Source organism: Peristeroidobacter soli, from assembly GCF_004138485.1.
GTDB lineage: Bacteria > Pseudomonadota > Gammaproteobacteria > Steroidobacterales > Steroidobacteraceae > Steroidobacter > Steroidobacter soli.
This window is the reverse complement of record NZ_RYEV01000006.1, coordinates 338,446-365,139: the sequence shown is the minus strand read 5'-3', so window position 1 is coordinate 365,139 and position 26,694 is coordinate 338,446. Positions and strand designations below refer to the sequence as shown.

At 62.3% G+C, this 26,694-nt stretch carries 15 protein-coding genes; 1 reads left to right on the top strand and 14 read right to left on the bottom strand.

Annotated elements, in window-relative coordinates:
• Positions 1 to 68 precede the first annotated feature (68 nt).
• The 9 genes from EKO19_RS28060 to EKO19_RS28020 all read right to left on the bottom strand — a co-directional run bounded on the left by EKO19_RS28060 (position 69) and on the right by EKO19_RS28020 (position 17,328).
• Entirely contained in the window at positions 69 to 2,234 is a 2,166-nt protein-coding gene (locus EKO19_RS28060; RefSeq protein ID WP_129780698.1) for a penicillin acylase family protein, read from the bottom strand.
• The gene (locus EKO19_RS28055) at positions 2,231 to 3,916 is read right to left on the bottom strand and encodes a CocE/NonD family hydrolase (protein WP_157995472.1); all 1,686 of its coding nucleotides are present in this window, start codon (positions 3,914 to 3,916) and stop codon (positions 2,231 to 2,233) included. Before EKO19_RS28055 ends, EKO19_RS28060 begins: the two co-directional genes overlap by 4 nt.
• 148 nt (positions 3,917 to 4,064) lie before the next feature.
• Positions 4,065 to 5,303, bottom strand: coding sequence for an amidohydrolase family protein (locus tag EKO19_RS28050; RefSeq protein WP_129780696.1), 1,239 nt, complete (start codon positions 5,301 to 5,303; stop codon positions 4,065 to 4,067).
• A complete protein-coding gene (locus tag EKO19_RS28045) occupies positions 5,300 to 7,951 on the bottom strand; it encodes an amidohydrolase family protein (RefSeq protein ID WP_129780695.1) in 2,652 nt (883 codons plus the stop codon). Before EKO19_RS28045 ends, EKO19_RS28050 begins: the two co-directional genes overlap by 4 nt.
• An 85-nt stretch (positions 7,952 to 8,036) precedes the next feature.
• The gene (locus EKO19_RS28040) at positions 8,037 to 10,628 is read right to left on the bottom strand and encodes a TonB-dependent siderophore receptor (protein WP_129780694.1); all 2,592 of its coding nucleotides are present in this window, start codon (positions 10,626 to 10,628) and stop codon (positions 8,037 to 8,039) included.
• A 116-nt stretch (positions 10,629 to 10,744) separates the two neighbouring features.
• Positions 10,745 to 11,758: a FecR family protein gene (locus EKO19_RS28035; RefSeq protein WP_157995471.1), complete on the bottom strand. Its 1,014-nt coding sequence runs from the start codon at positions 11,756 to 11,758 to the stop codon at positions 10,745 to 10,747.
• A complete protein-coding gene (locus EKO19_RS28030) occupies positions 11,745 to 12,272 on the bottom strand; it encodes an RNA polymerase sigma factor (protein ID WP_157995470.1) in 528 nt (175 codons plus the stop codon). Before EKO19_RS28030 ends, EKO19_RS28035 begins: the two co-directional genes overlap by 14 nt.
• A gap of 145 nt (positions 12,273 to 12,417) precedes the next feature.
• Positions 12,418 to 13,590 carry an alpha/beta hydrolase family protein gene (locus EKO19_RS28025; RefSeq protein ID WP_157995469.1) on the bottom strand — a complete coding sequence of 391 codons (1,173 nt, stop codon included), beginning with the start codon at positions 13,588 to 13,590 and terminating at the stop codon, positions 12,418 to 12,420.
• A 144-nt stretch (positions 13,591 to 13,734) separates the two neighbouring features.
• The gene (locus tag EKO19_RS28020; protein WP_175597221.1) at positions 13,735 to 17,328 is read right to left on the bottom strand and encodes a tetratricopeptide repeat protein; all 3,594 of its coding nucleotides are present in this window, start codon (positions 17,326 to 17,328) and stop codon (positions 13,735 to 13,737) included.
• A 135-nt stretch (positions 17,329 to 17,463) separates the two neighbouring features.
• Here EKO19_RS28020 and EKO19_RS28015 point away from each other — a divergent pair, with 135 nt between their 5' ends.
• A complete protein-coding gene (locus EKO19_RS28015) occupies positions 17,464 to 18,252 on the top strand; it encodes a phytanoyl-CoA dioxygenase family protein (RefSeq protein ID WP_129780689.1) in 789 nt (262 codons plus the stop codon).
• Here EKO19_RS28015 and EKO19_RS28010 read toward each other — a convergent pair.
• From EKO19_RS28010 to EKO19_RS27990, 5 genes are all read right to left on the bottom strand, one after another.
• Entirely contained in the window at positions 18,210 to 18,746 is a 537-nt protein-coding gene (locus EKO19_RS28010; RefSeq protein WP_129780688.1) for an OsmC family protein, read from the bottom strand. The genes EKO19_RS28015 and EKO19_RS28010 overlap by 43 nt on opposite strands.
• Positions 18,747 to 18,757: 11 nt before the next feature.
• A complete protein-coding gene (locus tag EKO19_RS28005; RefSeq protein ID WP_175597220.1) occupies positions 18,758 to 19,852 on the bottom strand; it encodes a Gfo/Idh/MocA family protein in 1,095 nt (364 codons plus the stop codon).
• Between the two features lie 53 nt (positions 19,853 to 19,905).
• Positions 19,906 to 22,725, bottom strand: a complete 2,820-nt coding sequence (locus tag EKO19_RS28000) for a M16 family metallopeptidase (RefSeq protein WP_129780686.1) — start codon at positions 22,723 to 22,725, stop codon at positions 19,906 to 19,908.
• Between the two features lie 11 nt (positions 22,726 to 22,736).
• The gene (locus tag EKO19_RS27995) at positions 22,737 to 24,857 is read right to left on the bottom strand and encodes a TonB-dependent siderophore receptor (protein ID WP_157995468.1); all 2,121 of its coding nucleotides are present in this window, start codon (positions 24,855 to 24,857) and stop codon (positions 22,737 to 22,739) included.
• Between the two features lie 123 nt (positions 24,858 to 24,980).
• Positions 24,981 to 26,678 (bottom strand): winged helix-turn-helix domain-containing protein, encoded by a 1,698-nt coding sequence (locus tag EKO19_RS27990; protein WP_129780684.1) that lies wholly within the window; start codon positions 26,676 to 26,678, stop codon positions 24,981 to 24,983.
• Positions 26,679 to 26,694 lie beyond the last annotated feature (16 nt).

Here is a 26,694-nt window from a genome sequence, read left to right as displayed (position 1 = left end):
TTAATCGACGATCCGAGCGCCGGCGGCGTCGAGTGCGCCGTCGCAGAGAGTCTGTTCAAGGAGTGTGTCTACTTGCCGGGATGGTAGGTGCGCTTGATATGCGGCTGGAGGTCCGACGGATAGAAATAAACGTCGCGCAGATCGCCGCGGCTGTAGCGATCCACCTGATCGTAGAAATGCGGAGATTTGGGATCGCCGCTCTCTCCGCCCGCGGAGATGGCACGCGCACGCACTTTGTCGCCGAATTCGACCACGGCGACAAAGCTGTTGCCGCTGGTGCCGTAATAGCGCTTGGTGCCGGGATACGGTTTTGCGCCAAATGAAGCGAGCGAGCCCCACTGCGCCGAAGTGAAGGGAACGGCAACGCTCGGCGCTGCATCGTTGAAGGGCTGCACGATATCGCCCGTGAGGCGCTGAAAACGATTGATCTGACCCCACGGCGTACGCCAGTTGCCAAAGTCGCCGGCAAGGCGCTTGGAGGCGCTCAGCAATGCCTGCAATTTCTGTTCGGAGCTCGCGCGTTCGGCCATGTAGTCGTAAATGGAAATGCCCGCATCCTGCGCTTTATCCGCAACTTCTTTCCACAGCGTTTCGCCCCAGAACACGGCCAGCGAGGTCGCGCTGGAATCCACCGACCAGAGATAGTCCCACTGACGCAGCAGATCGATCTGTTCTTTCAGCTCAGAGCGCAGAGGCTGATCGGCTGGCAAACCATCGTAGGCCCGCACCAACGTCGGGATCAACCGTGAAAACGCGGTAAGGTAAGGATCGTAAGCCGCCGACAGCAGCGACGAGAGAGTGAAGTCTTTCTTGTTCTCCAACACCCGGATCGCGTGCAGGCCGCGCGGATTCTCGCCGACGCTGTCCATGTAGCGGGCAAACTTCTCGCGCTTGGGGCTGTACTCCGCCGCCGCCGAATACGGCCAGTTGTTGGTATTCATGATCCAGCCGTTGCCCGGATTGAACACGGACGGCAGGTCATCGAGCTTGTGCAGCCCCTGCCAATCGGTGGCTGGATCGCTGCCATCGACCGGTTTGGTGTAATCGAAACGATCGTCGCGCTTCGGCACGAACTGCGGATGCAGATACGCGATGTTGCCGTCGACATCGGCGTAAATGGTGTTGTTCGACGAGTTGGCCTGCAGTTCCGTGACCTTCAGATACGACTTGTAATCGCGCGCCTTGGTGCGCAGAAACGATTGCTGGAGCGCTTCGGACGGCCGATGCATCAGCGCGATGCTTACCCACTTGCCGTCGACCTCGCGCACGATCGGTCCGCGATGAGTCTTGTAGACCGTGAACGATCGGGTCGCGAGCTTGCCGTCGCTGGTCCGATACGGCACCTCGATCTTCACGGCTTGCAGCGGACGCCACTCGTTGCCGTACTTGTAGCGCTTCGAATCGTCGACGGTCTCGAGGAACTCATCGACCACATCCACGCCACTCGACGTGTGCATCCAGCCCAGGCGATCGTTGAATCCCTGATAGATGAAGAACTGCCCCCAGGTCGCCGCACCGTAGGCGTTCAGCCCCTCGTCGCTGGTCATCTGCAGCTCGGAGCGGAAAAAGAACGAGGTGTGCGGATTGATCAACAGCATCGCGTGCCGATCGGCGGTGATTGCCGGCGCGATGGCAAAGCCATTCGAACCCCTCGGCTCGCGGAACACTCTCGGGTCTTCATCAGCAAGCATCGCGACCCGACGCTTGCCATAGAACGCCTCCAGCTGGCTCAACGACACGCGCTCGATATCGCCACCGATGCTGCCTTCACTGAACGTGAGCGCCATCCACGGCTCGAAATGGCCGATGACCCGCGGCTTCACGTCTTTGTGAGTGTGCAGGTAGTAGTTCAGACCATCGGCCCAGGCCGTCATCAACACCTGCAGCCACTTCGGGCTGGCGGCGTAGCGAGCCTGCATATCGGCCGGGTCGATGAACAGCTTCATGCGCAAATCCTTGTAGATCGCGCTCTCGCCCTCGGCCTCGGCCAGCCGCCCCATCGAGTTCAGATAGTTGGTCTCGACCCGATTGAAGTCGTCCTCGGCCTGGGCGTAGATCATGCCGAACACGGCGTCCGCGTCCGTCTTGCCGCGCACGTGAGCGATGCCCCAATTGTCGCGAACGATGCTGGTTCGCTTGGCATGCGCTTCCCAGCGGGCGCTATCGGCCGGCGCCGAGGCGGCACTGGTCTGGGCAGCAAGGGACACCATCAACAGGCAAAGGGCTGTCTTCATGGGATCAGTGGCAATGTGATGTGCGAGGGGTACTGCTCCGAATGGTGAATGGTTTGGGTGGCTTTGCGCAATTCCGCGTCTTCGCCGAAGGCGTGGCCGGTGTTGGGATTGCGGTCGAAACGCGGGAAATTGCTGCTGGAGAGGTCCAGCCGGATCCGGTGCCCCTTCTTGAACACATTGCTGGTGGCCCACAGGTCGATGGTGTACTCGATCACCTTGCCCGGCTCGATCAGGGTCGGGTTCTCGAAGGACTGGCGATAGCGGGCGCGGATGATGCCGTCCACCAGGTTGTACGCCTTGCCGTCGGCGTGCACGTCGATCAGTTTCGCGGTGAAATCGGTGTCCGGAGCCGATGAAGCGGCGTACAGCGTCACGGTAATGGGACCGGTCACTTCCGTGTCCTTGGTGAGTTTCGGCGTGGTGAACACCAGAACGTCCGCCCGCTTTCCCAAGTCGCCCTGCTCCAGCGGCCCAGCGGTCAAACCGCGCGCCATCAGGCTGCCACCGCGCGTCGGGACCGGATTTTCGGGGTCGTAAATATAGGTGTCGGGCTTGCTCGATGCCGCGGGTTTGCGGGGGCTCAGCTGCCCGGCGCTTCCCAGGTAGTATTTCGTAGCTTGCGCGCGAGCGAGCGGCCACTCCTGCTCATCGCGCCAGCGATTCTCGCCCATCACGAAGATGCGGACCGGCGCTTCCTGCATGAAGCCATTGTCCTCGCCCTTGAGCCAGTGATCGAACCAGCGGCGATGCAAAGCTTCGAAATCGATGCGGGCCTGCGCACCGAAGTCGAGCTCGCCAATGACGCTGCGGCGGAAATGCTCCCAGGGACCGATGACCAATTTCTGGCCCCGACGTGACTGTTCGCTGTATGCACGGTCGCGCATGCCGGTGTAGCTCGTCAGCGTGCCGTGCAGAAACGTGTCGTACCAGCCGCCGATGTTGAGTGACGGAACATCGATCTGCGAGATGCGCGATTCGACATCGAACATCTTCCAGTAAGCGTCGTAGTTCGGATGCGCCAGCCAGTCGCGCCAGTGCGGCACGTTGAAGCCGAAGGTTTTGTCCATGGTCTTCAGTGGCAAGTGCCGGAGCATCTTCTCCCAGGTTGCATCGTCGGGATTCGCGCCGCCCATCGAGAAACCCCATGCCATGCGCGATGCGAACGACAATGCGCCGCCCGTGTACATCACATCCTGGTGATAGTTGAACGGCGTGACGGTCGGCGCGATCGCCACCAGCGCCGGTGCGCGCAGATGGGCCGACAGCCACTGCGCCGAGGCGAGATATGAACCGCCCTTCATGCCCACCTTGCCGCTGGACCAAGGTTGAGCGCCGAGCCATTGCTGGGTATCGAAGCCGTCGTTGATCTCGTTGATGTAGGGGTAGAACGCGCCTTCGGAATTGCCCCGGCCGCGCACCTGCTGGTGCACGAAAACATAGCCGTGCTCAACCCATTGCTTCGCCTCGGCCGGCCCGGCCGGGCCGCTGCCGTACGGATCGCGCATCAGAATGACTGGATACTGGCCCGGTTGCGCCGGGCGATAGATATCGGTCGATAAGCGAATGCCGTCGCGCATCGGCACCATCACCTGGCGCTCGACCTTGATGGTTTCCTGTCCCCAGGCGGACGTGATCGCCAGGCACGCGACCAGACTCAAGACCCACTTGCTTGTATTCGACATCGAATCCCCTGCCAAGGACGTACGGCTGGTCCAAGCCAGCGCGTGCTGAATCATTGCTACGGCTGAAGGCGCCGCAAACTCTCGCGATACCGGGCCGAGTCGTCGCCACGGCGCAGAGCCATGCAGTGACGAGCAGACACCGCATGGTTCAATTGCCTGCCGCGATCTCTTGATACTTGCGCTGATACTTCTGGTACAGGCGCTCGTGATGATTGTCCTTCAGATCGACGCTCTTACCCTCGATCCACGCCAGCTCGACGCGGTTCTCCGGCATCAGCACATCGCCGTTGGCGACGAACAAGGTCGCAGCCTTGCCGACATCCAACGAGCCGAGCTTCTCGCCAAAGCCCAAAATCTCCGCCGGCGTCAGCGTGATCGCACGCAAGGCCGCTGCATCGCCGAGTCCGTAGGCTGAGTAAGTGGCTGCCACGGTCGGCAATCGCAGGGCCGACTTCGCATTGCCACCCGGATTGGCAATGGCAAACTTCACACCCGCGGCCGCGAGAATGCCGGCGGCGGCATAAACATCGCCGTAGCCGTCACCCCGTGTTTTCGGAGCACCGGCGGTAAGGATCAAGGGCACATTGCGCGAGGCAATTTCCTTGGCCACCGACTGCGCTTCCCAATCGCTGACCAGAATGATGCGCAGCTGCTCTTGCCGGGCGAACGACAGCGCATCGCGAATCTGCGAAGCGCCGCTGGCATGAATCGCCAACGCCATCTTGCCTTCGAGCACCGGCGTCAAAGCCTGCAATCTCAAATCCGGAGTAACGACCTCGCCAGCGCGCTTCGCAGACGCATAGACACGCGCCTGCTCCACGATCTGATCGAGCCTCTGACGCATCGCCGGCTTCCCTGGCCAATACAAATGCATGGCCACGCCGCTCGCAATCGTCATCTGCCGACCGGTCCAACCCTGCGGTTTCATCAAGGCCGACTGACCGCCGAACAAGCCGTCATCGCGCACCTGAGGAACGATGAGCGCCGTCAACACGCCGGCCGCTCTCGCCACCGGCCACTGTGCCGTGTCGGGATTCACTGCGACGTCGCTGTGCAGATTGGCGTTGTTCTCGCCGGTCTCGGCGAAATCCTGCGAGGCCGGGATCAGCGAGTACTCGACCAGGCCCAGGGCACTCACGGAGTGAATCAGTCCAGGATACACACGCTTACCGGCGACATCGATGCGCTCGGCGTCGGCCGGCGCATCCACCTTCGCACCGATAGCGGCGATCTTGCCATCGCGAATCAGCAGCTCGCCACGTTGAATGACGCCGTGACTGACCGTGTACAAATCCGCCCCGGTCAAGAGCACCGACGACGGCGCGGCGTCCACGGAGGCGGTCTGCACGAGCGCCAGCAAACACATCCACAGCTTTGAGCGGCTCATCGTGCACCCCCAGTCTGAGACACGACCGCACTCGGCGCGCGACCGCCTTGTCGGATGCGTGCAATCAATCGTTCACGCTCGCTGGCAATGCGCGCGTGCTCCTGCTTGTCATTGTCGCGATCGAAATAACGACGCCCGTCGATCCACGTTTGAAGTGCGATGGCGCGCGGTGACAACGGATTGTCGCTCCACACGACGAAGTCGGCGTCCTTGCCCGGCTCGAGCGAACCGATCGTGTTGCCCACGCCCATCTGCTTCGCCGGATTCAGCGTCACCAGCCCCAACGCTTCGGTCTCGGTCAGTCCGCCATAGCCGACGGTGTAAGCCGCATCCAGATTCAAGCGCGGCACGCTGTTGGCGGTGCTGTCCGAGCTCAACGACACGAGTACGCCCTGCTTCACCATCATCGCCGGGTTGTAGATGGTGAATTCATCCGCTTCCAGCTTTGTGCCCCAGTAGTCGACGAAAGCGGACGCGCCAGCGCCGGCAGCCGCCATCTCGTCGGCGACTTTGTATCCTTCGGCGATGTGATGGAACACGGGCTTGACCTTGAATTCCCGCGACAACCGAATGAACGCGGACACTTCGCTCTGACGATAGCTATGCACGTGCATCGTGCTCTTGCCCGTCAGAATCTCCGCGGTCGCCTCGAGGCGCAGGTCGCGACGCACCGGCGGACCGTTCTTATCGGCCAGTCGCGTCATATAGGCACGGGCGTCTTCGAATGCTTCCCGCACGCTTTCCTGCACGCCCATGCGCGTCAGCGGATAGCGCTTGCCCATGCCCCAAGCGGCCTGCTTGGAGTTCTCTCCCAGCGCCAGCTTCATCGAGGGCGGCGCGCCCGCGATCTTCAAGCCTTCGGCATCGCTGCCCCAGCGCAGCTTGATCGCCTGCGACTGACCGTTGATGGGATTGGCCGAGCCTTGCAACAACAGCACCGAGGTGACGCCGTCGGTCAGCTGACGATAGATGGTGATGTCGCCGGGCTTCAGGATGTCGGAGTTGGCGACTTCACTGGTCACATGGTCCGAACCTTCACCAAACAGATTGCCGCGATTCAGTGCGATGTGTGAGTGCGAGTCCACCAGACCGGGCGTGACGTGCAACCCGCGACCGTCGATCTGCGCCGCCGACGACGGTGCCTGCAAATTCTTGCCAACGGCTTTGACACGGCCACGTTCCACCAGCACATCGGCATCCGTCAGGCGACCCTGCGGCCCTTGTGTCCAAACCGTCGCGCCTTTGATCAGCACCGACTGCGGCTGCTCGGGCAACGACACGCGACCGTACTCGCCCGCCGGATAACGCAGCACGCCGGGCAGCGGTGGTTTCGTGACAGCAGCGCTGAGTTTTCGTGCAGACGTGGAATCGCTCAGCACCTGACGCCGACCATCGACCCACACTTCGTAAATCTTCGCGTCCCGAGCACGAAACAAATCGGCATCGGCAACGACCAGCTGCGCACGATAACCCGCCTTCAGCGCGCCGATACGATCATCGAGCCCCAGTATCTGCGCGGGCGTCGTCGTCAATGCGGCCAGCGCGGCTTGCTCATCCAGGCCGTGCGCCACCGCATCTGCGACCTGCGGCCAGAATTCGCGCGAGGGATTCTTCAGGCCGGTGGCGGTCAACGCGAATGGCACCCCCGTGTCAGCCAACACTCGCGCATTGAACGGCGCCCATTCCCAATGTTCCAGCTCCGCCAGCGGCACCTTCCGCGCCTCGTCGTCGTTGCCAACCGCAGGCGACGCAGGAGCATTCAACGGCACGATGACGCGAGTGCCCAGGCGCTTGAGCTGCTGAGCGTAGCGGTACTCGTAGCCGGTGCCATTCACGACCCAGTTCAACTTGAACTCGTTCGCGATGCGCCAGGCGCGCTCCAGATCGAGCTCGTCGCCCGAATCGAACATCACCAACTGGCGGCCCGCGAGCGCCGGCTGCAACGCCGACAGCTCGGGCTGCACTTCCAGCGGCCTGGCATTCTTATGTTTGGATTGCCACGCCAGATAGTCGCTCTGCCAATGCGCATCCATGAAGGTCTGGCGGAGCAGCGCCGTCGCGCCACCCGCGAACACGGGATACTGCTCGGTCGCTTTGACATTCGTTTCAAAGGCGACGCTCTGAGCCACTGCCGGCGCGACGATCGCCTCACGCAAGCGCTCGGTCGTCGCCGTCGTCAGCGCAGCCGCTTGGCCACGAAACACACCGTAGCGGGGTTGAGACACGACGCTGGTGAAACCCAACTGGCGAAACGATTCGGCCGCGGCGGCATCGGGTTTGAGTTGCCGAAGCACGGTGTCTTCGGAACGGACTTTGGAGAATTCGTCCCTGGGTGCGACGATGCCCTTCTGACCGTAGTCGGTGCGGGCATCGATGAAGCCTGCGAACACGGTGCGACCTTGCAGGTCGAGCACGCGCGCGTCGCTGGGAATCCTGGTCTTCGCGCCCACCGACACGATGACACCGTCGCGAATCAATAGCACGCTGTCTTCGAGTACCTCGCCCGGTCTCACCACCAGACGCGCGTGAGTGAGTGCATACACGGTGGCTACGCGAGGCACCGGATCCACGGTCATTATCTGGTCGGCCGCAGCCCCCCACGAGGCCGACAGCACCGTTGCTGCCAGCACGGCTCTCATCGATGTCATCGTTGTGGATTCCACGAATGAAGGGATTGGAAACGATGCGTCGGAGGGTAGCCGTCCGACACACCGCGACTCGAACTGCAGCGAATCAGAACTTCGCGCGGGCGCCGAAGAGGAAGCTGCGAGGCTCGCCGTACCAGTTCTGCGTGACCAGGCCGCTGCTCAAGCCCTTGTAGTAGGTCTTGTCGAGCAGGTTGTTGCCGTTCAGCGAGAGCGACCACGTCGGCGACAGCTGATATTGCAACATCGCGTTCACCAGCGCGTATCCGCCCTGCTTGAACTCGTAGGCGGAGGCCGCGCCGTTGTACAGACCGCTCACCGGGTTGTAGGCGAACACGGTGCCGCTGTTGAACTGCTCGGTCTGTACCGTCACACCGCCGCCTACCGTCAGCTTGCTCTCCAGCATCGGCAGACGATACGTGCTCCACAGCTTGAACAGATGTTTCGGCGCGATGCTCCGGAACAAGGCGCCGGTGCGCTTGTTCTCGTTGTCGTTGTAGGTGTAGCCCGAGAACACCGACCAGTCCGGCAACACTTCGCCCGACAGCTCCAGGTCGATACCCTGGCTCAGAATCTCGCCCTTCTCGAGATAACAGCAGTTGCCGGTGTAGGCGCCGCCGAGGACCTGCGGATAGCGGGTGTCGAGCTCCGCTTCGCCGATGCGCTCCGTACGATACAAAGCGAACGACGCATTCAAGCGTCCACCTCGCAGCGAGGCCTTGGTGCCGATCTCATAATTGCGGCCGGTCATCGGATCGAGCGGCGTGCCGGGCGACGGTCCCGCCAGATTCTGCGCTTGCGAGCGATAGATCTCGGTGTAGCTGGCGTACGCCGTCCAGTTGTGATTGATGGTATAGAGCAGGCCGCCGTACGGAGTGAATACCCCTGTGTCATCGTAGCCGATGCCACCTGTACTGGTCACCGCGCCGGACGCGTTGTAGTTATGCGACGGGCGCCGGAACTTGTAGTCGAAGTAGCGGCCGCCGAGGATGACTTGCAACGGCTCGAAGATCTGCAATTGCAGCTTGCCGTAGATGCCTTGCTGGCGCGTCTGGTTGTTGCCGGACGCCGAGGTGTACACCAGGTTGGGATACGGAATCTGCGAGCCGTCGAAGTCCGAGAAATCGATGGCCGGTCCCCAGATCGACGTGGTGCCGTTGACCGTGAACTGCACGCTCATCGGCGAGGAGACATTGTCGCTGCTCATCTTGTCGTAGCCGAGCAGCACGACGTGTTGCTTGCCGAACAGATCGAACTTGCCCTGCAAACTCACGTCGTAAATCGTTCGCTGCGAGTCGTAGTCATAGCCGTTGCCCAGCGCCAGGCCCGTGGTGGTACCCGGCAGGATGCCGTTGTTACGAGTGGTATCGTAGCCGTAGACGGCGCCGTACAACGTCTGAATGATCGAGTGGCCCTGCGTACCGCTGCCGGCGAGCGTCCAGCGATCGCCGAACTTCTGCTCGAAGCGCACGAATCCTTCCTTGGCATGCGAGCGCCAGTAGCTCCAGTCGGCCGCCAGCGATTGCTCGCGCGGCAGGTTCAGCGAGGCCCCCGTCTTGTAACGTCCCAGACCGACCTGCCACGGATGCTGGTCGGTATCCTCGTAGCTGCCGCCGACCATGAGCATGGTCGAATCGGTCACGTCGCCTTCGACGGTACCGTAGAAATACGTGCCTTTGTCGTCCGCGCCGTCGTAGAAGAATTCGCGATCGTGATAGTTGGCTACCACGCGACCGCGCAAGCGACCGTCGAATGCCAGCGGACCGGTGGCATCGACCTGCGCGCTGTAGTTGTTCCAGCGACCGGCGGTGACATCCATCGTCATGCCCGGTATGGACTTGGCGCGCTTGCGAGCCAGGTTCACCGTGCCGCCCGGATCGCCGCTGCCGGCAAACAAACCGTCCGCGCCGCGCAGCACTTCGACCTGTTCATAGCCGGCGAGATTCGGATTGAAGTAATAGCTGCGACCCACTTCGACCGACGCGCCGTCGATCTGAATATTGGTGATCTCGAAACCGCGCGCGTAATAAGTGTTGGGACGGCCGAACGAATCCGGCGTCACCGTCAGGCCCGGTGTCTGATCCAGCACGGCACTCACCGACATCAGCTTCTGCTCGTCGATGCGCGCCGCGCTGATGATCGTAACGGCTTGTGGCGTGTCCAGCAGCGTCTCGCCACGCTTCATCATGGTGGTGGTGTCGATGCGGCGGCCGTTGACGACGATTTCCGTCAGGTCCTCCGGCAAGGTGGTTTGTTTTCTTTCCGAGGACTCGTTCGACTCGGCGCCCGCGTCGCTGCTGGCGATTCGAATCCACGAGGCACTACCGCCCTGTGCGCTGCCAACGGCGTCGTTGCGAGGACGGATCAGCACCACCGACTCCGGCGTGATCTCATACTCGAGATCCGTGCCGGAAAGCATTTGCCGAAGCGCCTGCTCGGCGGTGTAGTTGCCGCTCAGCGCCGGGCTGGTCTTGCCGGCGACGAACGCGGACTTATAAAACAATCGATAGTGCGAGGCCAATGCCAGCTGCTGTAGAGCGGCGTGCAAGTCCTGCGATGGAATCTCCAGCTCGAAGCTGGCGACGGTGCGCTCGCCTTCGGTGGCGGCGAAGCTGGGCGTGACTGCGATCGTGCAAGCGCTGACCAGTGCAACTTGCAGCGCGCGGCGCAAAGTATTCATCTGAAATCGGCTCCCCGTATAGTTGTTGTGAAGGGAGCCCGGAAATCACTCCCTCCACTCATTAACTACGAGCGTGGGGACGTTTACCTCAGTGGCAGCTGCAAACAATTTGTAACCTACCTCGGACGCAGCTGGATGACGTTTGGATCGGAGTAGTCGGCGGTCACCGCCCAGTACGCTTGCATCGCTTGCGCGAACGCGCGCGTATCGCCGATCTCGAACACGCCGCTCACGCTGACCTGTTCGAGCTGTGCATCTTCGATGACCAGCTGCACCTTCGAATAACGATTGATCCGGCGGATCGCCGAGCTCAACGGTTCATCGTGAAAAATCACCTTGCCCTGTCGCCACGCCGTGGCGGCGGCCAGATCCGCTTTGGGAATGACTGTAACGGCGCCCGCGCCGGAGACCTGTAGCGCTTCACCTGCACCGATCTCCAGCGCCTTGGGTGCGGACATGCTGATCGTGTCCGGACCGATGCCCGTGATGGCGACACGCCCTTCCAGCATGGCCACGCTGAACTGGTTATCCAGATATTCGACGGTGAACACGGTGCCCAGCGCGACGACGGCGTGATCGCCCGCGATGACTTTGAACGGACGCGCGGCGTCCTTGGCAACCGAGAACTGCGCCTGACCTTCCGCCAACTCGATGACACGGGCATCGCGCGAGAACTTCACGCGCAATCTGGTCTTCGCATCCAGCGTGACTTTGGAATGATCGTCGAGCTCGATGACCTTCTGCTCGCCGATGCCGGTGCGATAGCCGCCGTAAAACGGCCCGGAGTCCGAGAACGACCAGACGCCGCCCGCGACCACCAAAGCCGCCGCCACCGAGGCCGCGATCGAGGTCGATCGTGAGAACGCGGATGGCACGAACCAGCGCCGTGCCCGTGCGCGACGCGCTCGAGCCATCGCCTGTTCACGCAAGCTCATCAGCTCGGGCGAGCTCGCATGTTCGCCCACCGCGCGCCAGGCGCGGTCGACACGATCGCGAGCGGCGCGAACGACGGGATCGTCCGTGGCTTCGGGCTCGACCGAACCCGCGCGCGAGCGCAGGAACTCCTGAGCAGCGCGTTCGTCCGCGTCCACCCCCACTTCGGGCAAGGTCGCCGGCTCAGATGAACTCATGGTCATCGATCCGGCGGGCAAGGTGCGCGAGAGCCTTGCTCATGTGTTTTTCCACTGCGCTCACAGACACCCCTAGCATCCCGGCAATCTCGGTGTATTTCAGATGTTCCAATCGATGCAGCACGAACACGTCCCGGGTGCGCTCCCCCAGTTCCAGGAGCGCGGCATGCACTCGATACAACTCTTCCTCGCTGACCAGCACCCGGTCGAGCGTCGTCCCCTCGCTCACTTCGAGCGTGGATTCATCGTCCCAATCGACTTCGGCCCCGCCACGAACGGCGTTGCGCCTGATACGGTCCCGCCACAGATTGATCGCAGCCCGGAAGATGTAGTTCTTGGCCTGTTCGTCCGAAGTCCACTGCGCGTGCTGAAGGGCGCGCACGATGACTTCATGCGCCAGATCCTCCGCCTCCGCCAGCGTCGGACAGCGGCGCCGAAAGAAACGCACCAGGGCCGGACGCAGCTGCGTCACGGTCGCGGCGGAATTCAGCTCGGTCACTGCGTTGGAGCTCATGCACCCGTCGAGTTGGTCGCCAATCCGGGGCGCATAAAATAGGTCCGGGGGTAGAGTGCCTGCGTCCGTTGACCAGTTCAACCTCATGACCTGGCTCGGAAAAATATTTCGGCTCGGGGGTGGGGTAATCCCTAAGTGCTGCGTATTAGGAGCTGCCCCTAGCGGGCTGCTGCAGGATCTGGACTTGCGACCAGGTCCGGATGCCGGACAGAAACGGCGTCTCGGTGCTGCCCTTCAGATACTTATCGAAGAACTCCAGCGTCAGCTGATTGGTGATCTGATGGGCCAGCCGCGGATGCATGTACTGCTCCTCCCAAGGCGCCAGCAGGATGCGATCCGAAAAGTGCCCGTGATGGGCTCTCTGTAACGTCACGTCGAACCAATCGGCGTCGGTCTTCGAGAAGAACTGCCACAGCAGACTGTTGGCGAACGACATGGTCTGCCGCTTCGCCGCGCTCTGCTTGGGCTTTAGAAACATCACGTCCTCGGACTGATGGATCTGCATGACCGGGCGATGCGTGCCGGTCTGGTAGACGTCGGTGTAGAGCCAGCCATCGAGATTGATGGCTGCCTTGATCCGAGGCTCATCGCGACTCGCCTGCAGCGACAGCGCCCCGCCCAACGACCAGCCCATCGAACCGATGTGCTCCAGATCGAGCCGACCTCGGAAGCGATCGCCCGCCTTCGCATTCATGGTCTGCAGACGATCGAGCACGAAGCTGATGTCCTGCACGTGCAGCGGCATCATGGTCTTGGCAGTTCGCTCGACTTCCAACCGAAACGCATCGGCATCCGACATCGTCTGCCGTTCCGCCGCCGTCGGCTCCGGATCGCCGCTGTCGAGCTGGTAGTCGTAACCATCCGGGAATCTCTCGATCCCATTCAAGCCGGTGTGTCCGATGGCAACGACCACATAGCCCTGACTGGCGAGATATTCCGTCTGCGAGGTGCCGGTGAAGTGCGGATTGCCGCCACCCGGGTTGTAGATCACTACGGGAAACGGCTTGTCGCTGGCGAGCAGCGGCGCATGCAACACGGAGTTGGTCCGCACGGTCTTCGCAAACGGGAACCACTTGCCCAGCTTGTCCGAATAGAGCTCGGGATGCAGTACATACGGCGCCCGCGCGGCATTCGGCTTGATCGTGGCGGGATACCAGAACTGAATCATGAGATGCCGCTTGTCGCCCGGATCGTTCGTCGTCGGCTCCCCACTCTGCTCGTCGATCCACATCTGCTCGAACGTGCCCGTGTCGTACGGGCCTCGCGGATCGCTGGCGAAAAGGTCGACGCTCGGCTTGTCGGCGCTATGCGCGAGCATTGCTGGCTGCAGGCAGAGCCCAGCGAATGCGGCCCATAGCGCGCGGCGGAATGTAATCATCGGCAATCGGCTCCCCCTGACTCTCTTCTTATTAGTACGAGCCAGAGGGCGTTTGCCTCAACGCACGGGAATCAATCTCCGACGTCATCGTCCGGCTCTTTCAGCGCTGACGCGTATGTGGAATTCACGCGCCTTCTCCAGAAGATCGGGCGGTACGTCCGGCAAGGCGATGACGGCCGAATAATCCGCCAGCGCCAGTTCGAGATCACCCTGCCTGGCGAGCTTGATCCCACGTAGCAACAGCGCCAGTGCAACTGTATGGACCAGAGCTCCCTGAAGATTGATGACAGTCGTATAGTCCTCCAGAGCTCCCTCCTCATCTCCCCGCAGACCGCGAGCGATCCGACGTTGCAGCATCGCTTGCGCCACGAATGCAGGGGGCGCGCCTGGCAGATCGATCAAGGCGGTGTAGTCAGCGAATGAACCTTCAACGTCATCATGCTGTCCACGTGTCATGCCACGGGCAAAGAGCGCTTGCGCGACCTGCTCGGGCAGCGCATTCGGCGTTTCGACCGCACGGGTGTAATCAGCCATGGCGGCTTCGATATCTCCTCGACTGTCGCTGACCAGGCCGCGATGGAGGAATGCTTTGGCGAGCTGAGCACCTGGCACGCCACTCAGGCCGATGACTGCATCGAAATCCGCCATGGCCGCGGCCTCGTCACCGCCCGCTTCGATGGCAATTCCGCGCTTCAGCAACGCTTCCGCCAGCGTGCTCGCGGGCGCGGCGGGCAAACGGATGATGACGCCATAGTCGGCGATCGCCCCAGCGCTGTCGCCCAACGCCTCGCGTCTGGAGCCACGATTGAGCAGCGACAGTGTCACCAGATCGACTGGCGCACCTGTCAGCTCGATCAGTGCGGTGTAATTCCTCAACTCCCCTTCGAGGTCGTGTTCGTCGAAACACGCCATGGCAAGCGCATAGTGCGCACGAGCCACGCTTTCCGGTGGCGCTTCTTGCAAATTGATCACCCCCGCGCAGTCCTGCTTAGCTTCGGTAATGGCACCTCGCTTGGCACGATCGGCCGCTCGACTGACGAGCAGCCTGGCGACCAGCGCGACCGGCGCGCCGGGCAACGCGATCGAGACATTCTCGTCCGCCGACGCCCCCGTTTCGTCATCGCACAGGCGCCTCCGACGCGCTCGCTCGGCGAGCGCCACTGCCACTGTGGATGCCGGAGCACCGGACAACTCGATCAAAGCGGTGAGGTCCTGCATCGTGCGCTGTTCGGGAGCGGCGATGTCGACCAGCGCACGCTCCAGTAGCGCCTCCGCTCTCCGCTCCACGGGCGCGCCCGATAACTCGATGACAGTGGTGTAATCCGCAATCTGCGCCTCGATATCGTTCATTTTATTGTGCAGGCGAGCGCGATAGACCAGTGCCTGCGCGAGGACCTCGACCGGCGCATTGGGCAATCCGATCAATCGGTTGAAGTCATCGAGCGCCGCATCGGTCTCGCCCCGTTCCTTTTGGCTCCACCCTCTTTGCAACAGAGCGGCCGCGACGGTGTCTACATCCGCCTCCGGCATGGCAATCGCCAAACTCAAGTCCGCCAATGCGTCATCAACATCGCCCTGCTGCGCACGCCGCGTCCCACGCAGCATGAGCGCAGCGGTCACCAGCTTTCCTGGAGCTTCCGCCAGGTCGATGATGGCAGTGTAATCAGCCAAGGCGCCGCAGTAGTCCTCCTCGCCGGCACGGGCAAGTGCACGACTCAACAATGCCCTCCCGATGTGTTCGATCGGAGCGCCCGGAAGTTCGATGACCGAGGTGTAGTCGGCTTTTTCTCCGTCGGCGTCCCCCAAATCGCCCCTCGACATGCCACGACGCAAATAGGCTTCGGCAACGGTTTCCACTGGCGCCTCGGCCAGCGTGATCAGAACAGTGTGATCCGCAATTCCCAGAGCCAGGTCTCCCTGCCTCACGTACGCCAACCCTCGATTCCAAAGAGCCTGCGCCAGAAGTCGCGCCGGAGCGCCAGGCAACTCGATCAACGCGGTGAGATCTGCCATCGCTGCCCGCGAGTCGCCACGTTCGATATATTCCATGCCGCGACCGAGGAGAGCCTGCGACACCGCGTCCGCTGGAACACCGGGAAATGTCAACACTGCGGCGTAGTCCGCCATGACATCTTCACCGCGCGACCCGCGCTTACTCAGCTTGACGACCAACGCCCAAGCCAGCAACGCCGGACAGGCGCGGCGCAGGGTCTCATTTAGAAAGATGTCATCGCGAATCGCATCGATGGTGTCGTCGCACAGATAATTGGCGAGCTCAATCAGGTCGACGTGATTGGCCCCGACGGCCACCGACATTGCCGTTTCAGCGCACTTTCCCAGCACGAACACGGCGTGGACACTCTTGAGATCCGCGCCGACGAAGCGACCGGCCAGATCGAAAATCACGCGTTCGGACTCACGACGCATCACATCCCGTGCGGCGGTCACGAACCAGCGCCGTGCCACCGTGTGGCGCGTATCGTGTCCGTACGATGCGAATCTGATTTCCGAGTTCGGATCGACAAAGACCGCGGCATCGATCAATTCGTCGACGAGGTCCTGAAGTTGCCGCGGTGAATCTGCCGGTAACAGAATCTCTCGCAACATATCCCAAGAACTGGCATCGAGTGCTGGCAGCAGCGCCAACGCAGCTGCCAACGAACGAGCCGGCGAACGTAACGTTCCCAGCGCATGTTCGAGATCCGGATACCGATTGGCTTGCGCATGCCCCGCCACCCTTTCCAAATCAGCCTCCGAATGCATCTCGGTGCTGTTGGCCCGGTGACACCAGTGATCGACCACGCCCGGATAGCCATCGATCAACTGCAGCAGCCGCTCGTCCGTCACGAGCCCGGCGGCACGAACCCGATCCCGCACGAATGCGAGCAACCGTTGGTTCTCAGCCGGATCCGAGCGATCCAGCGCTGCCAGCTCATGGACATTGCCGGAAGGAAACATCCGGCACAGGCGGACCATCCGGCGATAGTCGCTCATCCCGGTGTCATCCTGATCGGGATGCCGGATCGCGGCGAAGACGTGGACTCCTTCCCAGTCCGTGTCGTTACGACAGAACGCTTCTATCGTGTCGAAGTCCGAACGTCGCCCGGCCAGTGACTTTTCGAATGCATCCAGGATCAATACGACACGCCTGTCTCGACCGCCCAGATCGGCGATCAAACGCACGAGCTGCCGCGCTTCATCGTAGGCGAGCGCGGGTGTACTCAAACCGCCGCCAGCGCGTTGCGCCTCGGAAAGCTTGCTGAATGCACCTTTGATCAACGGCGCCATCGCCCCCGGCAGTAAACCGGTCCCGAGCAACTCGGTCAGTTCACCCACGACCTGGCCGACGCGTGGGAGAAGCGTCGGCTTCAACAGACGCCAACTGGCAACGGCCTGCTTCCTCAGGGCCTCGTTCGCAAGCCAGCGGCTGTATAGATCTTCGACGGCGTACAGCAGATGAGCGCTTTCATCCCCTTTGAAGTCGTGATAACCGACGACGTACCGGCCGTCCTCGAGCAACTGCCGCGCCGTCTCTTGCAAAGCCCACGTCTTGCCCATGCGAGGGCGGCCAACGACCAGGGTCAGCCCCGGTCGAGCGGCGGCATCGAGCAGTTTGCGAATATCCGCCGCCCTGCCAAACAGCGAGTCGCGCCGATCTATGAATATTGGTTCCGTCACTTTGTAACCGCCTCGCCTTCTGGCGCCCTGTTCCTTCGCGGCCGGCACTGGTCCATGAGTGTAATGATCCCCCGACGAGCCGGCACGTACCCGCCAAGTTTGCTGCTGCGAGGCAAATCGCGTATGTAAGGAGCGATGGATCGAGCCCCTGAGCCGGCGCTGAGTGCCGAGGACATCGCCGCCTTCATTCGCGACGGCTTCATTCGCCTGGACAACGTCTTCTCCAGGCAAACCGCCGAGGAGGCCCGGGCCATTCTGTGGCGGGCGACCGGATGCGACCCACAGGATCCCTCGACATGGACCCGGCCAGTCATCCGCCTCGATCAATTCGGCCAGGCGCCGTTCCGCGAGGCTGCGAACGCCCCGGTCTTGCATCAGGCGTTCGATCAACTCGTCGGCAAAGGGCGCTGGCTTCCGCGTGACACGCTGGGAACATTCCCAATCCGCTTTCCCTCGGCCATTGCGCCTGGCGACGACGGCTGGCACATCGACGTGAGCTTCGGTTACGAGGCGCCTGACTTCATGGAATGGCGCGCGAATGTAAGCAGCCGCGGGCGGGCGCTGCTGATGTTGTTTCTGTTTTCGGATGTGGAGCAGGACGACGCACCGACCCGCATCCGCGCCGGATCTCACATCGACATAGCGAAACAACTCGCGCCGGCAGGAGAAGCCGGGCTCACGCTGCGGGAGCTCGCGGCAGATGGCTTCGCTCGATCGTCACAACGACCGGAAGTGCTGGCCGTGGGCGAAGCCGGCACGGTTTATCTCTGTCATCCCTTTCTCGTGCATGCGGCTCAACCGCATCGTGGCAAGAACCCGCGGTTCATGGCGCAACCACCACTGCTCCCGCGCGAGCCCATCTGCCTGCACCGCTCGGACGATCAGTACTCGCCCGTCGAGCTAGCGATCCGTTCGGCGACGTGATCCAGCTTCACATTGACCGTCTGCGGGCTGCGGAACACATCCAGCACCGGGCAACACTGATTCACCTGTTTGATCAACTCCGCCACTTGCTCCGGCGGCGCGGATGACTCGACAGTCACGGTCGCTGAGATGGGACCGAAGCCAGGGCGAATCGAAGGATCGGTCCCGAAGAAGCCTCGGGCATCGAGCGCGCCACTCAACGCAACGGAGATGGACTTCACCGGCACACCTTGTGCCTCGGCATAGCAACGCAATGTCACTTCCATGCTCGCGCCCAGCGCAGCCAGCGCCACTTCGGCAGGATTCGGCGCCGAGCCGGTGCCGCCAAAGACGACGGGTTCGTCGATGACGATCTTCAACCCACCGAAGGTGCCTTCCGATTTCAGTCCTTGAACCTGACGCGTCACGCCGCTCATGGGCTCGGCGCACTCCGACGCATTGCCGCGCAGAGCAACCTGCCGGAACTGACGCATCAACTCACCCAGATTCACCATACATGCCCGCCCTATCGCTCAACCGCTTCCCAGCGCCGGGACTCGGCGCTGCGATAAATCGCCAATAATGTCTGCAATGCCTGAATGCCGGTCGCCGGCCCGACCGGAGCATCGTTCGAATGCCTGAGAGCCTCGACGAACGTCTGCAACTGTCGGCCGAAATGCGTCGGCGCTGCCGCGGCCGGCACGATGATCTCCCGCGTGCTGGACGGCAGACAAAGGAACATTCGATTGGCGTAGTAGTAGATGCGCAACGCGCCTTTGGTGCCGTGGACGCGAATCGACGCCGCCTCCCGCAACCACTGACCTGGATCTCCGCCGAAGCCGAGCCCGTGCTGCCACGTGATTCCGCTGGCAAACAACCCCTCCCAAGGCATATCCGAGCTGACGGTCGCTTCGTCGTAAACGAGCCAGCCCATGGCGCCGTTCTCATGTTCCAGCACCGCGTACTCCGTGCTCATCCTGGCGCCGCTGTAATTGCCACGGCCCAGCACTCGACGGATCGAGCTGCCCAGAATCCAGGGAAAGATGTCGAGCAGATGCACGCCGTGATCGAACATGCCGAAGCCGCCACCACCCGGAGTGCCTTCTGGATAATGCGCACTCGACATCGGCGTGAACTGGTCCGCGCCGGCGCCAGTCACACCGCGTTCTTCGATCAACACCACGTCGCCGATCACGCCGCTCGCAATCAGCTCACGAGCGCGGACTATCGTCGGCAGGTAGCGATAGGACGAGCCGTACATAAATTGCACGCCGTTGCGTTCGCAGACCTGAACCATCGCGAGCGCATCCTGCAGATTGTTGGTCATCGGCTTCTCGCACAGGACGTGCGCACCGGCGTTCGCGAGCAGTTCGGTATTGGGGCGATGGGACGCGACCGTCGACAGCACGCAGCCGATGGCCGGCCGAACGTGCCGAAGCATTTCTTCGCAGCTGGTGAAGCCCGGCACCGACAGCTTCTCGGCAACTTCGCGCGTTCGCTCGGCTCGCGGATCGACCACCGCTGCGATTCGAACGTCCGGCAACTCACGATAAGCAGCAATGTGCCCATCGGCAACCATGCCGAGGCCGACGATGGCAATGGGAACAGGAGACTTCGTCATGCGCTCAGCGTCGCATCGGTCGGAGTAAGCAGCATCCCGTGCAGGTAACGTGCTCATGGCTCACCTCGCGTGGCGGCCTTCACGGCATTCGCGATGCCAGATTCGATGCGTGCCCGATCGCCGACCGCCACGACCACCACCTTGGACGGCTGCAGATATTGCCGGGCGACGCGCTGGATATCCGCCGCGGTCGTCGCGCCGATACGAGCGGGCAGCGCCTGGTAGTAATCGAGTGGCAGCTCGTAAGTGAACAGCTGTCCGACCGTGCTCGCCATCCTGCCAGTGCTTTCGAACAAGCTGACCAGTGAGCTTTCGTAGGCCGTCCTGGCAAAGCGCATTTCCGCGTCCGACACCGGCTCCTCACGCAGCCGGCTCATCTCGTTGAACAACTCCTGCAAGGCCGGCACGGTGACATCCGTGCGCACGTTGGTGCCGACGACGAACGGTCCGGGCTCACGACGAAACGCAAACTGTGAGCGAGCCATGTAGGTGTAGTTGTGCTTCACGCGCAAGTTGGCCGTGATCCGGCTCTCGAAGATCTCACCGAACACGAAGTTCAGCAGACGCAGCGGCACGAGATCCTGACTGGTCCTCGCCGCCCCCACCGTTCCAACGCGAAGTGCCGTTTGAGATGCGTTGCCAGCGTTCTCGACGAGATAATGCTCCTTGGGCGCGCCAGCCGCTGCACGTGCCACCTGCGCGGCCTTGCCTCGCCATGCACCGAAATACTTCGTCGCTAGCTCCCGCAGCTCTGCAAGCGACGCATCGCCCGCCACGACCAATGCGGTGTTGTCCGGCGTATAGCCTTCCTTCCAGAACCGGGCGACCTCGCCGCGAGTCATCGCTCGCAGCGATTCTTCCGTGCCAATCTCGTCGTAACCGTAGTTATGAGTTCGCGCAAACAAGTCGTCGTTGAACAAGCCGCTGCGACGATACGGCCCTGCTCCGCCGTACAACGTATCGGTAAACAGATAACTCGCTCGCGTATCTACGTTGCTGCGTGCCTGAGCGATCCGAGCCAGCTCTTCCGCTCGCAGCGAATCGAGCTCAGCCTGCGAGAACGAGGGATTCATCGCCGCATCCGACAGCAACCCCAATGCTCGCGGCAGGTTCTGCTTCAACACACGGATGCCCAGCGCGGCCGCATCGCTGCTGATGTCGGCTTCCACCTTGGTCCCGAGCTGCGCCGCTTCGAGGGCGAACTCGCGCGAAGTGCGATCTCGCGTTCCTCTCAACAGGAGTTTGGTCGTGACGGCCGCGAGACCGGCGCGATCCGCAGGACTGTCGCCACTGCCTCGACGTACGATCAAGTGTGCGGAGATCGCCGGGATCTGGTGCTGTTCAACGAGCCACACCTGGAAGCCGTTGTGGAGCACGACTCTCTGCGGCGCAGGCGGCTTCACTGTCGATGGCGATCCGAGGGGCGGCATTTCGAATTTGTCGTGCTCGGCCAGATGTGACGACGCCGACACGACTTCAGCCGAGGGCACCTCATCGACCACCTTCTCGCCCGGCACGGCGTAGATGACGACACCCGAGCTGGGCGTCAACGTGGCCGCGGCCTGGCGAAGCGAATCCGGCGTGACCGCGCCAAAACGCCTCATCACTTCACGCAGACATCCGGGATCGCTCATCAACACGTTGCATTGATTCAGCTGCTCTGCGACGCCGCCATAGGCTGCATCCATCGTGAAGTCGCCGAATCCATTGATCTCGCCGAGCTTCTCCAGGCCCCGAACGATACTCAGCAGGGTCGCGTTACGCGCCTGCTCGAGTTCGCTCTCGGATGGGCCGGCTTTCTGAAACGCAGCCATCTCGGCGGCGATGGCATTCTCGAGACGCTGCAAGGTCACGCCGGGAGCGGCAGCCGCTTTGATCGTCAGCACCGAGCCTCGCGCGAACGGCAGGTGCTCCACCACGATGCTGTTGGCCAATTTCTCCTGTCGCACGAGGCGGTCGTACAGTCGGCTCGACGAACTGCCGAGCATCGCGGACAGCATTTCTATTTCAGCATTGCCAGGCTGATACCAACCGGGCGTGGCCCATGCGACGGTGACTCTCGGCACCTCGACCCGATCAGTTACCGTGATCCGCTTCTGTCCGCCGACACGCGCCGCTGCCGCTTTCGCACGCGGCGGAACGGTGCCCGCCTTGATGTTTCCAAAGTACTTTTCAACCAAAACCCGCGCGTGCGCCTTATCGATGTCGCCGGCGATCACCAGACTGGCATTGCCCGGCACGTAGTACCGCGTGAAGAACTCACGCATGTCCTCGAGACGTGCAGCCTCGACACCTGCATGCGTACCCAGATATTTCCAATGATAGGGATGGCCGGTCGGGAACAATTGCAGGAACACCGCCTCGTCTGCGAGTCCGTACGGCTGGTTCTCGATGTTGAGGCGACGCTCATTGCGCACATTGGAGCGCTCTTTCGTCAGCAGCGACGCATTCAACCGTCGCGGAAAGTTGCGCCAGCGCTCGCTCTCGAGCGCGAGCAACGTTTCCAGCCGATCGGACGGCGCGGTCGTGTAATAAGTGGTCCGGTCGGGATCGGTCGTGGCGCCGTCCTGAGTGGCACCGATGGATTGCGGACTCGGGATGCTCTCCGGCGGCGAGAACGCATAGAGATGCTCGAACAGGTGGGCGAAGCCGGGCTTGCCGGCCGGGTCGTCACCCGATCCGACCTGGAATCGCAGGTTGGTCGCCACCACCGGCAAGCGCCGGTCCTGCACCAGGATTACCTGCAGTCCGTTCGGCAACGTCAGCTTTTCGAACGACAGGTTCAGCTCGACAGCGGGCGCAGCGGGCTGCGCGGGTGAGACACCCGCGACAGCACACAACGCCAACGTCAGAAGCCCGTGCCTCAGACGCATGTCGCGCTCCGTTAGTAGCTGATAGTGAGACGGAGGAAGGCGCTACGCGGCGCGCCGTAATAGTTGCCGAAACGCGGATCGCGAATGTTCTCGTAATACGTCTCGTCGAACAGGTTGTTGATGTTCAACGTGATCAGCGCGCTATCGGAGATCTGATATCCGCCCCGCAAGCTGGCCACGACGTACGAATCCTGAACCACGCCAACCCCGGTCGACTCGCTATTCCAGGTGAGCCCGCCACCGACGCTGAAGCCGGCGAGCGCGCCTGCGTCGATTGCATAGTTGGTGAACAGCTTCACGCTGTTTTCGGGAATCACGGGAATGAACTGCGTGCCCACCAGCGACGGATCGGTGTCACGCAGGGTTTTGTTCTTGTTGTAGGTGTAGCCGCCTTCGAGCGTCCACGAGCGCGTCAGCTTGCCGTTGGCCTCGAGCTCGAAGCCCTCGCTCTGCACGAGGCCGGAGCCGACCGAGAAGTTCGGATCGTTCGGGTCCGCGACCGCGCGGTTGCTCTGCCGGATGCGATACAGCGCGCCCGACAACAGCAATCGTCCGCCGATCAGATTGCCCTTCATGCCCACTTCATACTGCTTGCCGATCACCGGGCCGACCGGCGCGAAGTCGGCTTTGCGCTCGGCCTGCGGCTGAAACACGTCCGCGAAGCTGGCGTACGCGTTCCACTGCTGAGTGAAGTCATAGACCAGGCCGACGTACGGCGACACCTTGGCATCCACCGAGTAGACACCGGTGGGAATGGCATCGAACTCCTGGTAGTCGTACTTCACCCAGGCCACGCGAGCACCCAGCACGCCGGTGAGCTTGTCGGCGAGCGACAGACGCGTCTGACCATAGATGCCGTATTGAGTCTGCACTTCCTTGCCCGAGAAATATTCTTCGCCGCCCGGCGTCAGCGGCAGATCCGGCTGCGTCGGAATCACTGGATTGTAGTAGTCGAAGGTCAGCCCGGTGGCGGAGTCGGAGTTCGAGCGATACTCCCATTCGGACCGCTGATAGTCCGCGCCGAACAGCACACCGTGCTCGCGACCGAACAGCTCGAACGCACCCACCACGTTCAGATCGGCGGAGAACAGATTTGCATCGTGTGCACCGTGGTAACCGGACAGCGCGATGGTTCCGTTGGTCGCCGTGATGGGACCGCGCCCCCACAGGTACTCCTCTTCACGATCGAGCTTGGTGTACTGCACGTTGAGTCGCGCATTCCAGGTCTCGGTCAAGCGCTGCGCGAGCTCGGCGTACACCTGGCTCGACTTGGTTTCGAAGTAGTTCTCGTTGCCGCCCGCATAACTATCGCGCGGCAGATCGATCAATCCGACGCCGGCGATACCGGGCAAGCCCACCTGCACAGTCGATCGATACTGATCGTAGTGCGCGCCAGTCGTGAGCGTGGTGCTGTCGGTGATATCGAACGCCACCGAGCCGAAGAACAGTTTGCGATCTTTCTGATAGTGATCGATGAATTCGCCCGCGTCCTGCCAGGCCGCGCCCGCTCTGCCGCGGATGCTGCCGTCGTCATTGAGCGGACTGTTCACGTCGAACTCCGCCCGCATGAAATCCCAAGAGCCGCCTTCCACTGCCGAGGTCAGCGCAAAATCCTTGCCCGGCCGCTTGCGGGCCAGATTCAAGCTGCCGCCCGGGCTGCCCGAGCCGCTGAACAATGCCGACGGTCCGCGCAACAGCTCGACGCGCTCGAACAGAAACAAATCAGGCACCGAATACGGTGCATTCACACCGCTGCTGCCCGGCACACCGTCGACCAGAAAGCTGGAGATCTCGAAGCCACGCGCGAAGAACTTCGGATACGCGGACACCGTCTTGGTCGTGGTGACGCCGGGCATCTCGCGAAACAGATCTTCCACCGACACCAGTCGCTGCAACAGGAAGCGCTCGGAGTCGACGACCGTCAGCGAGCTCGGTGTCTCGAATACGGGCGTGAGGTCTTTGGCGCCGGCGAATTGATCGCTGCGTCGGCCCAGCACCAGGATCTCGGCGATCTGGCTCTTACCATCGGCCTGGTCGGAGTCGGCTTCGGCGGCGTGGCCGATGGGCAGCTGCGCATTCGCGGCCAGCAATGCCGAGAGGATCGAAACTTTCTTCAGCAATACATTGGACATTCGCTTTCTCCCCGTGCGGTCCGCGGACGAACGTGGCCTCGTCGCGGTACTCTGTCGATGCCACGGGAGCTTCACATCGGTACCAGTAAGCCGCATCCCTCGCGGGTAAGCGTGCTCGCGAAATCATGCGGGGACAGTGGTCATGCCTCGACTGCGGACCAATGTCTGGAAAGAAGGCTCGGCACGCAATGCCGCCAGCATCGGCAACATCGGCGTGCACAGCGCCCAAGCGGCGCCGTGAGAGGTTGCCACTCGGAAGTATTCGACGGCGCGTTTCAGCTGACCGAGTGTAGTCGCAATGAGCATCGCGCCCTCTGCGAATGCAGCCGATTGGCCCGCGCTCGCTTCGAGTGCGTGCAACTGTTGTAGAGCACGATCTCGCTCGCCCGAAACGGCGAGCACACTGCCGTAAACGCCGCGATAAAAAGGTGCGCCCGGCGCAAGATCGACGGCACGTCGCGAGTATTCGATCGCGCCGGGCTTGCCGCTCATGATGAAGTTCATTGCCAGCATGCTGTACGAGCCCGCGGCCGAAGGGTCCATCGCGATCACTCGCTCGAGCTGCACCTGAGCTTCCTCGTAGCGGCCCGCCAGGTGCAGTAACTGACCCAGCTGCGCATTGACCACCACGCATGCTGGCGCACGAGCCACGGCCAGATGACCGACGTGCACCGCTTCACGCAAGCGACCTTGTGAAGCCAGGAAGTCGGTGTACCAGTGCAAGGTCAACGCGCTCGAATCATCGAGCCGCATAGCTTCGAGCAACGCCCGCTCGGCACTGTCGAACCGAAGTTGAGCGAGATGAATCAGGCCGCGCGTCGAATAGGCGTCGGCGAGATTCGCGTCGAGGACCAAGGCTCGATCGATATAGGCAGTGGCTCGCTCCGCCGCGGCCACCGGCTCCACACCGCCGTAGAACGCTTCGAGGATGTCACAATGAGCCATGCCGACCAGCGCCGGCGCGCAGCTGGGATCCAGCTGCAGTGCCTGGCGAAATCTTGCTCTTGCGCCCGGAAATGACGTCGCGTCGCGAGCCGCAACCAATCGCTGGCCTTCCAACAACGCGTCGAATCCGGAAGACTGCCGATAATGTTTCCAGGTCTGACGCCCCCAGAAACCAGACTCAGTCGACTGCAACTCTCGCAGCAGCCGGCCGCACAATCGCGTCTCGGCTTCCAACGCATCGACCAGCGGCGCTCGCTCACTGGCGGCCCAACATATTTCCTGACTACGTGGATCCACACAGCGCACGCTCAGCAGCACTTCCCGCTTCACGACGCGCACGGACGATTGAATGATGAACGTGAACCCATCGGCATCGGTGCCGAGCGACGCCTCGCGCGTGCTCACCTTCAATTGGGGTGCGCTGCCGAGCGTGTTCAACAGCGTGTCGCGAAAACAGGCACCGAGTTCGACAGCGCGAGGCCCGGATGACAACAAGGTCGGGGCGGCCAGGGCAATAGTCATGCCCGTGCGCGTCATCGTGCTGTTGGCAAGCTCGGAGGGAAAATCGCACGGCTCGTAGGGCACGGACAGGCCGTAGCCATGGCCCGGCACGGTATGGATCGTTTCCTGACCCGAGAAGAACGGCGCCAGCGCGCGACGCAGCTCCACCACCAGCATGGAGAGCGCCTTGTCGCTCACGTCCCGATCGGACCACAATCCTTCGAGCAGGGTGTCGCGCCCGACCGGCTTGCTGCCGGCGTGGCCGAGCATGATCAGCAGCTCCAGCGCTTTGCGACTGACTTCGAGGCGCACGGCCCCTTGCATGAGCGCCGGCTTGCGCTCATCGACGATCAATGCACCCAGCCTGGCTTTCACTGCTTCGCCCTCGAGC

What these genes read in the sequence shown, in the direction of transcription:
- EKO19_RS28000 (WP_129780686.1), bottom strand. Translation starts at nt 22,725, where the DNA reads ATGCGTCTGAGGCACGGGCTTCTGACGTTGGCGTTGTGTGCTGTCGCG.
- EKO19_RS28050 (WP_129780696.1), bottom strand. Translation starts at nt 5,303, where the DNA reads ATGAGCCGCTCAAAGCTGTGGATGTGTTTGCTGGCGCTCGTGCAGACC.
- EKO19_RS28045 (WP_129780695.1), bottom strand. Translation starts at nt 7,951, where the DNA reads ATGACATCGATGAGAGCCGTGCTGGCAGCAACGGTGCTGTCGGCCTCG.
- EKO19_RS28015 (WP_129780689.1), top strand. Translation starts at nt 17,464, where the DNA reads ATGGATCGAGCCCCTGAGCCGGCGCTGAGTGCCGAGGACATCGCCGCC.
- EKO19_RS28005 (WP_175597220.1), bottom strand. Translation starts at nt 19,852, where the DNA reads ATGACGAAGTCTCCTGTTCCCATTGCCATCGTCGGCCTCGGCATGGTT.
- EKO19_RS28030 (WP_157995470.1), bottom strand. Translation starts at nt 12,272, where the DNA reads ATGAGCTCCAACGCAGTGACCGAGCTGAATTCCGCCGCGACCGTGACG.
- EKO19_RS28025 (WP_157995469.1), bottom strand. Translation starts at nt 13,590, where the DNA reads ATGCTCGCGCATAGCGCCGACAAGCCGAGCGTCGACCTTTTCGCCAGC.
- EKO19_RS28055 (WP_157995472.1), bottom strand. Translation starts at nt 3,916, where the DNA reads ATGTCGAATACAAGCAAGTGGGTCTTGAGTCTGGTCGCGTGCCTGGCG.
- EKO19_RS28060 (WP_129780698.1), bottom strand. Translation starts at nt 2,234, where the DNA reads ATGAAGACAGCCCTTTGCCTGTTGATGGTGTCCCTTGCTGCCCAGACC.
- EKO19_RS28040 (WP_129780694.1), bottom strand. Translation starts at nt 10,628, where the DNA reads ATGAATACTTTGCGCCGCGCGCTGCAAGTTGCACTGGTCAGCGCTTGC.
- EKO19_RS28035 (WP_157995471.1), bottom strand. Translation starts at nt 11,758, where the DNA reads ATGAGTTCATCTGAGCCGGCGACCTTGCCCGAAGTGGGGGTGGACGCG.
- EKO19_RS28010 (WP_129780688.1), bottom strand. Translation starts at nt 18,746, where the DNA reads ATGGTGAATCTGGGTGAGTTGATGCGTCAGTTCCGGCAGGTTGCTCTG.
- EKO19_RS27995 (WP_157995468.1), bottom strand. Translation starts at nt 24,857, where the DNA reads ATGTCCAATGTATTGCTGAAGAAAGTTTCGATCCTCTCGGCATTGCTG.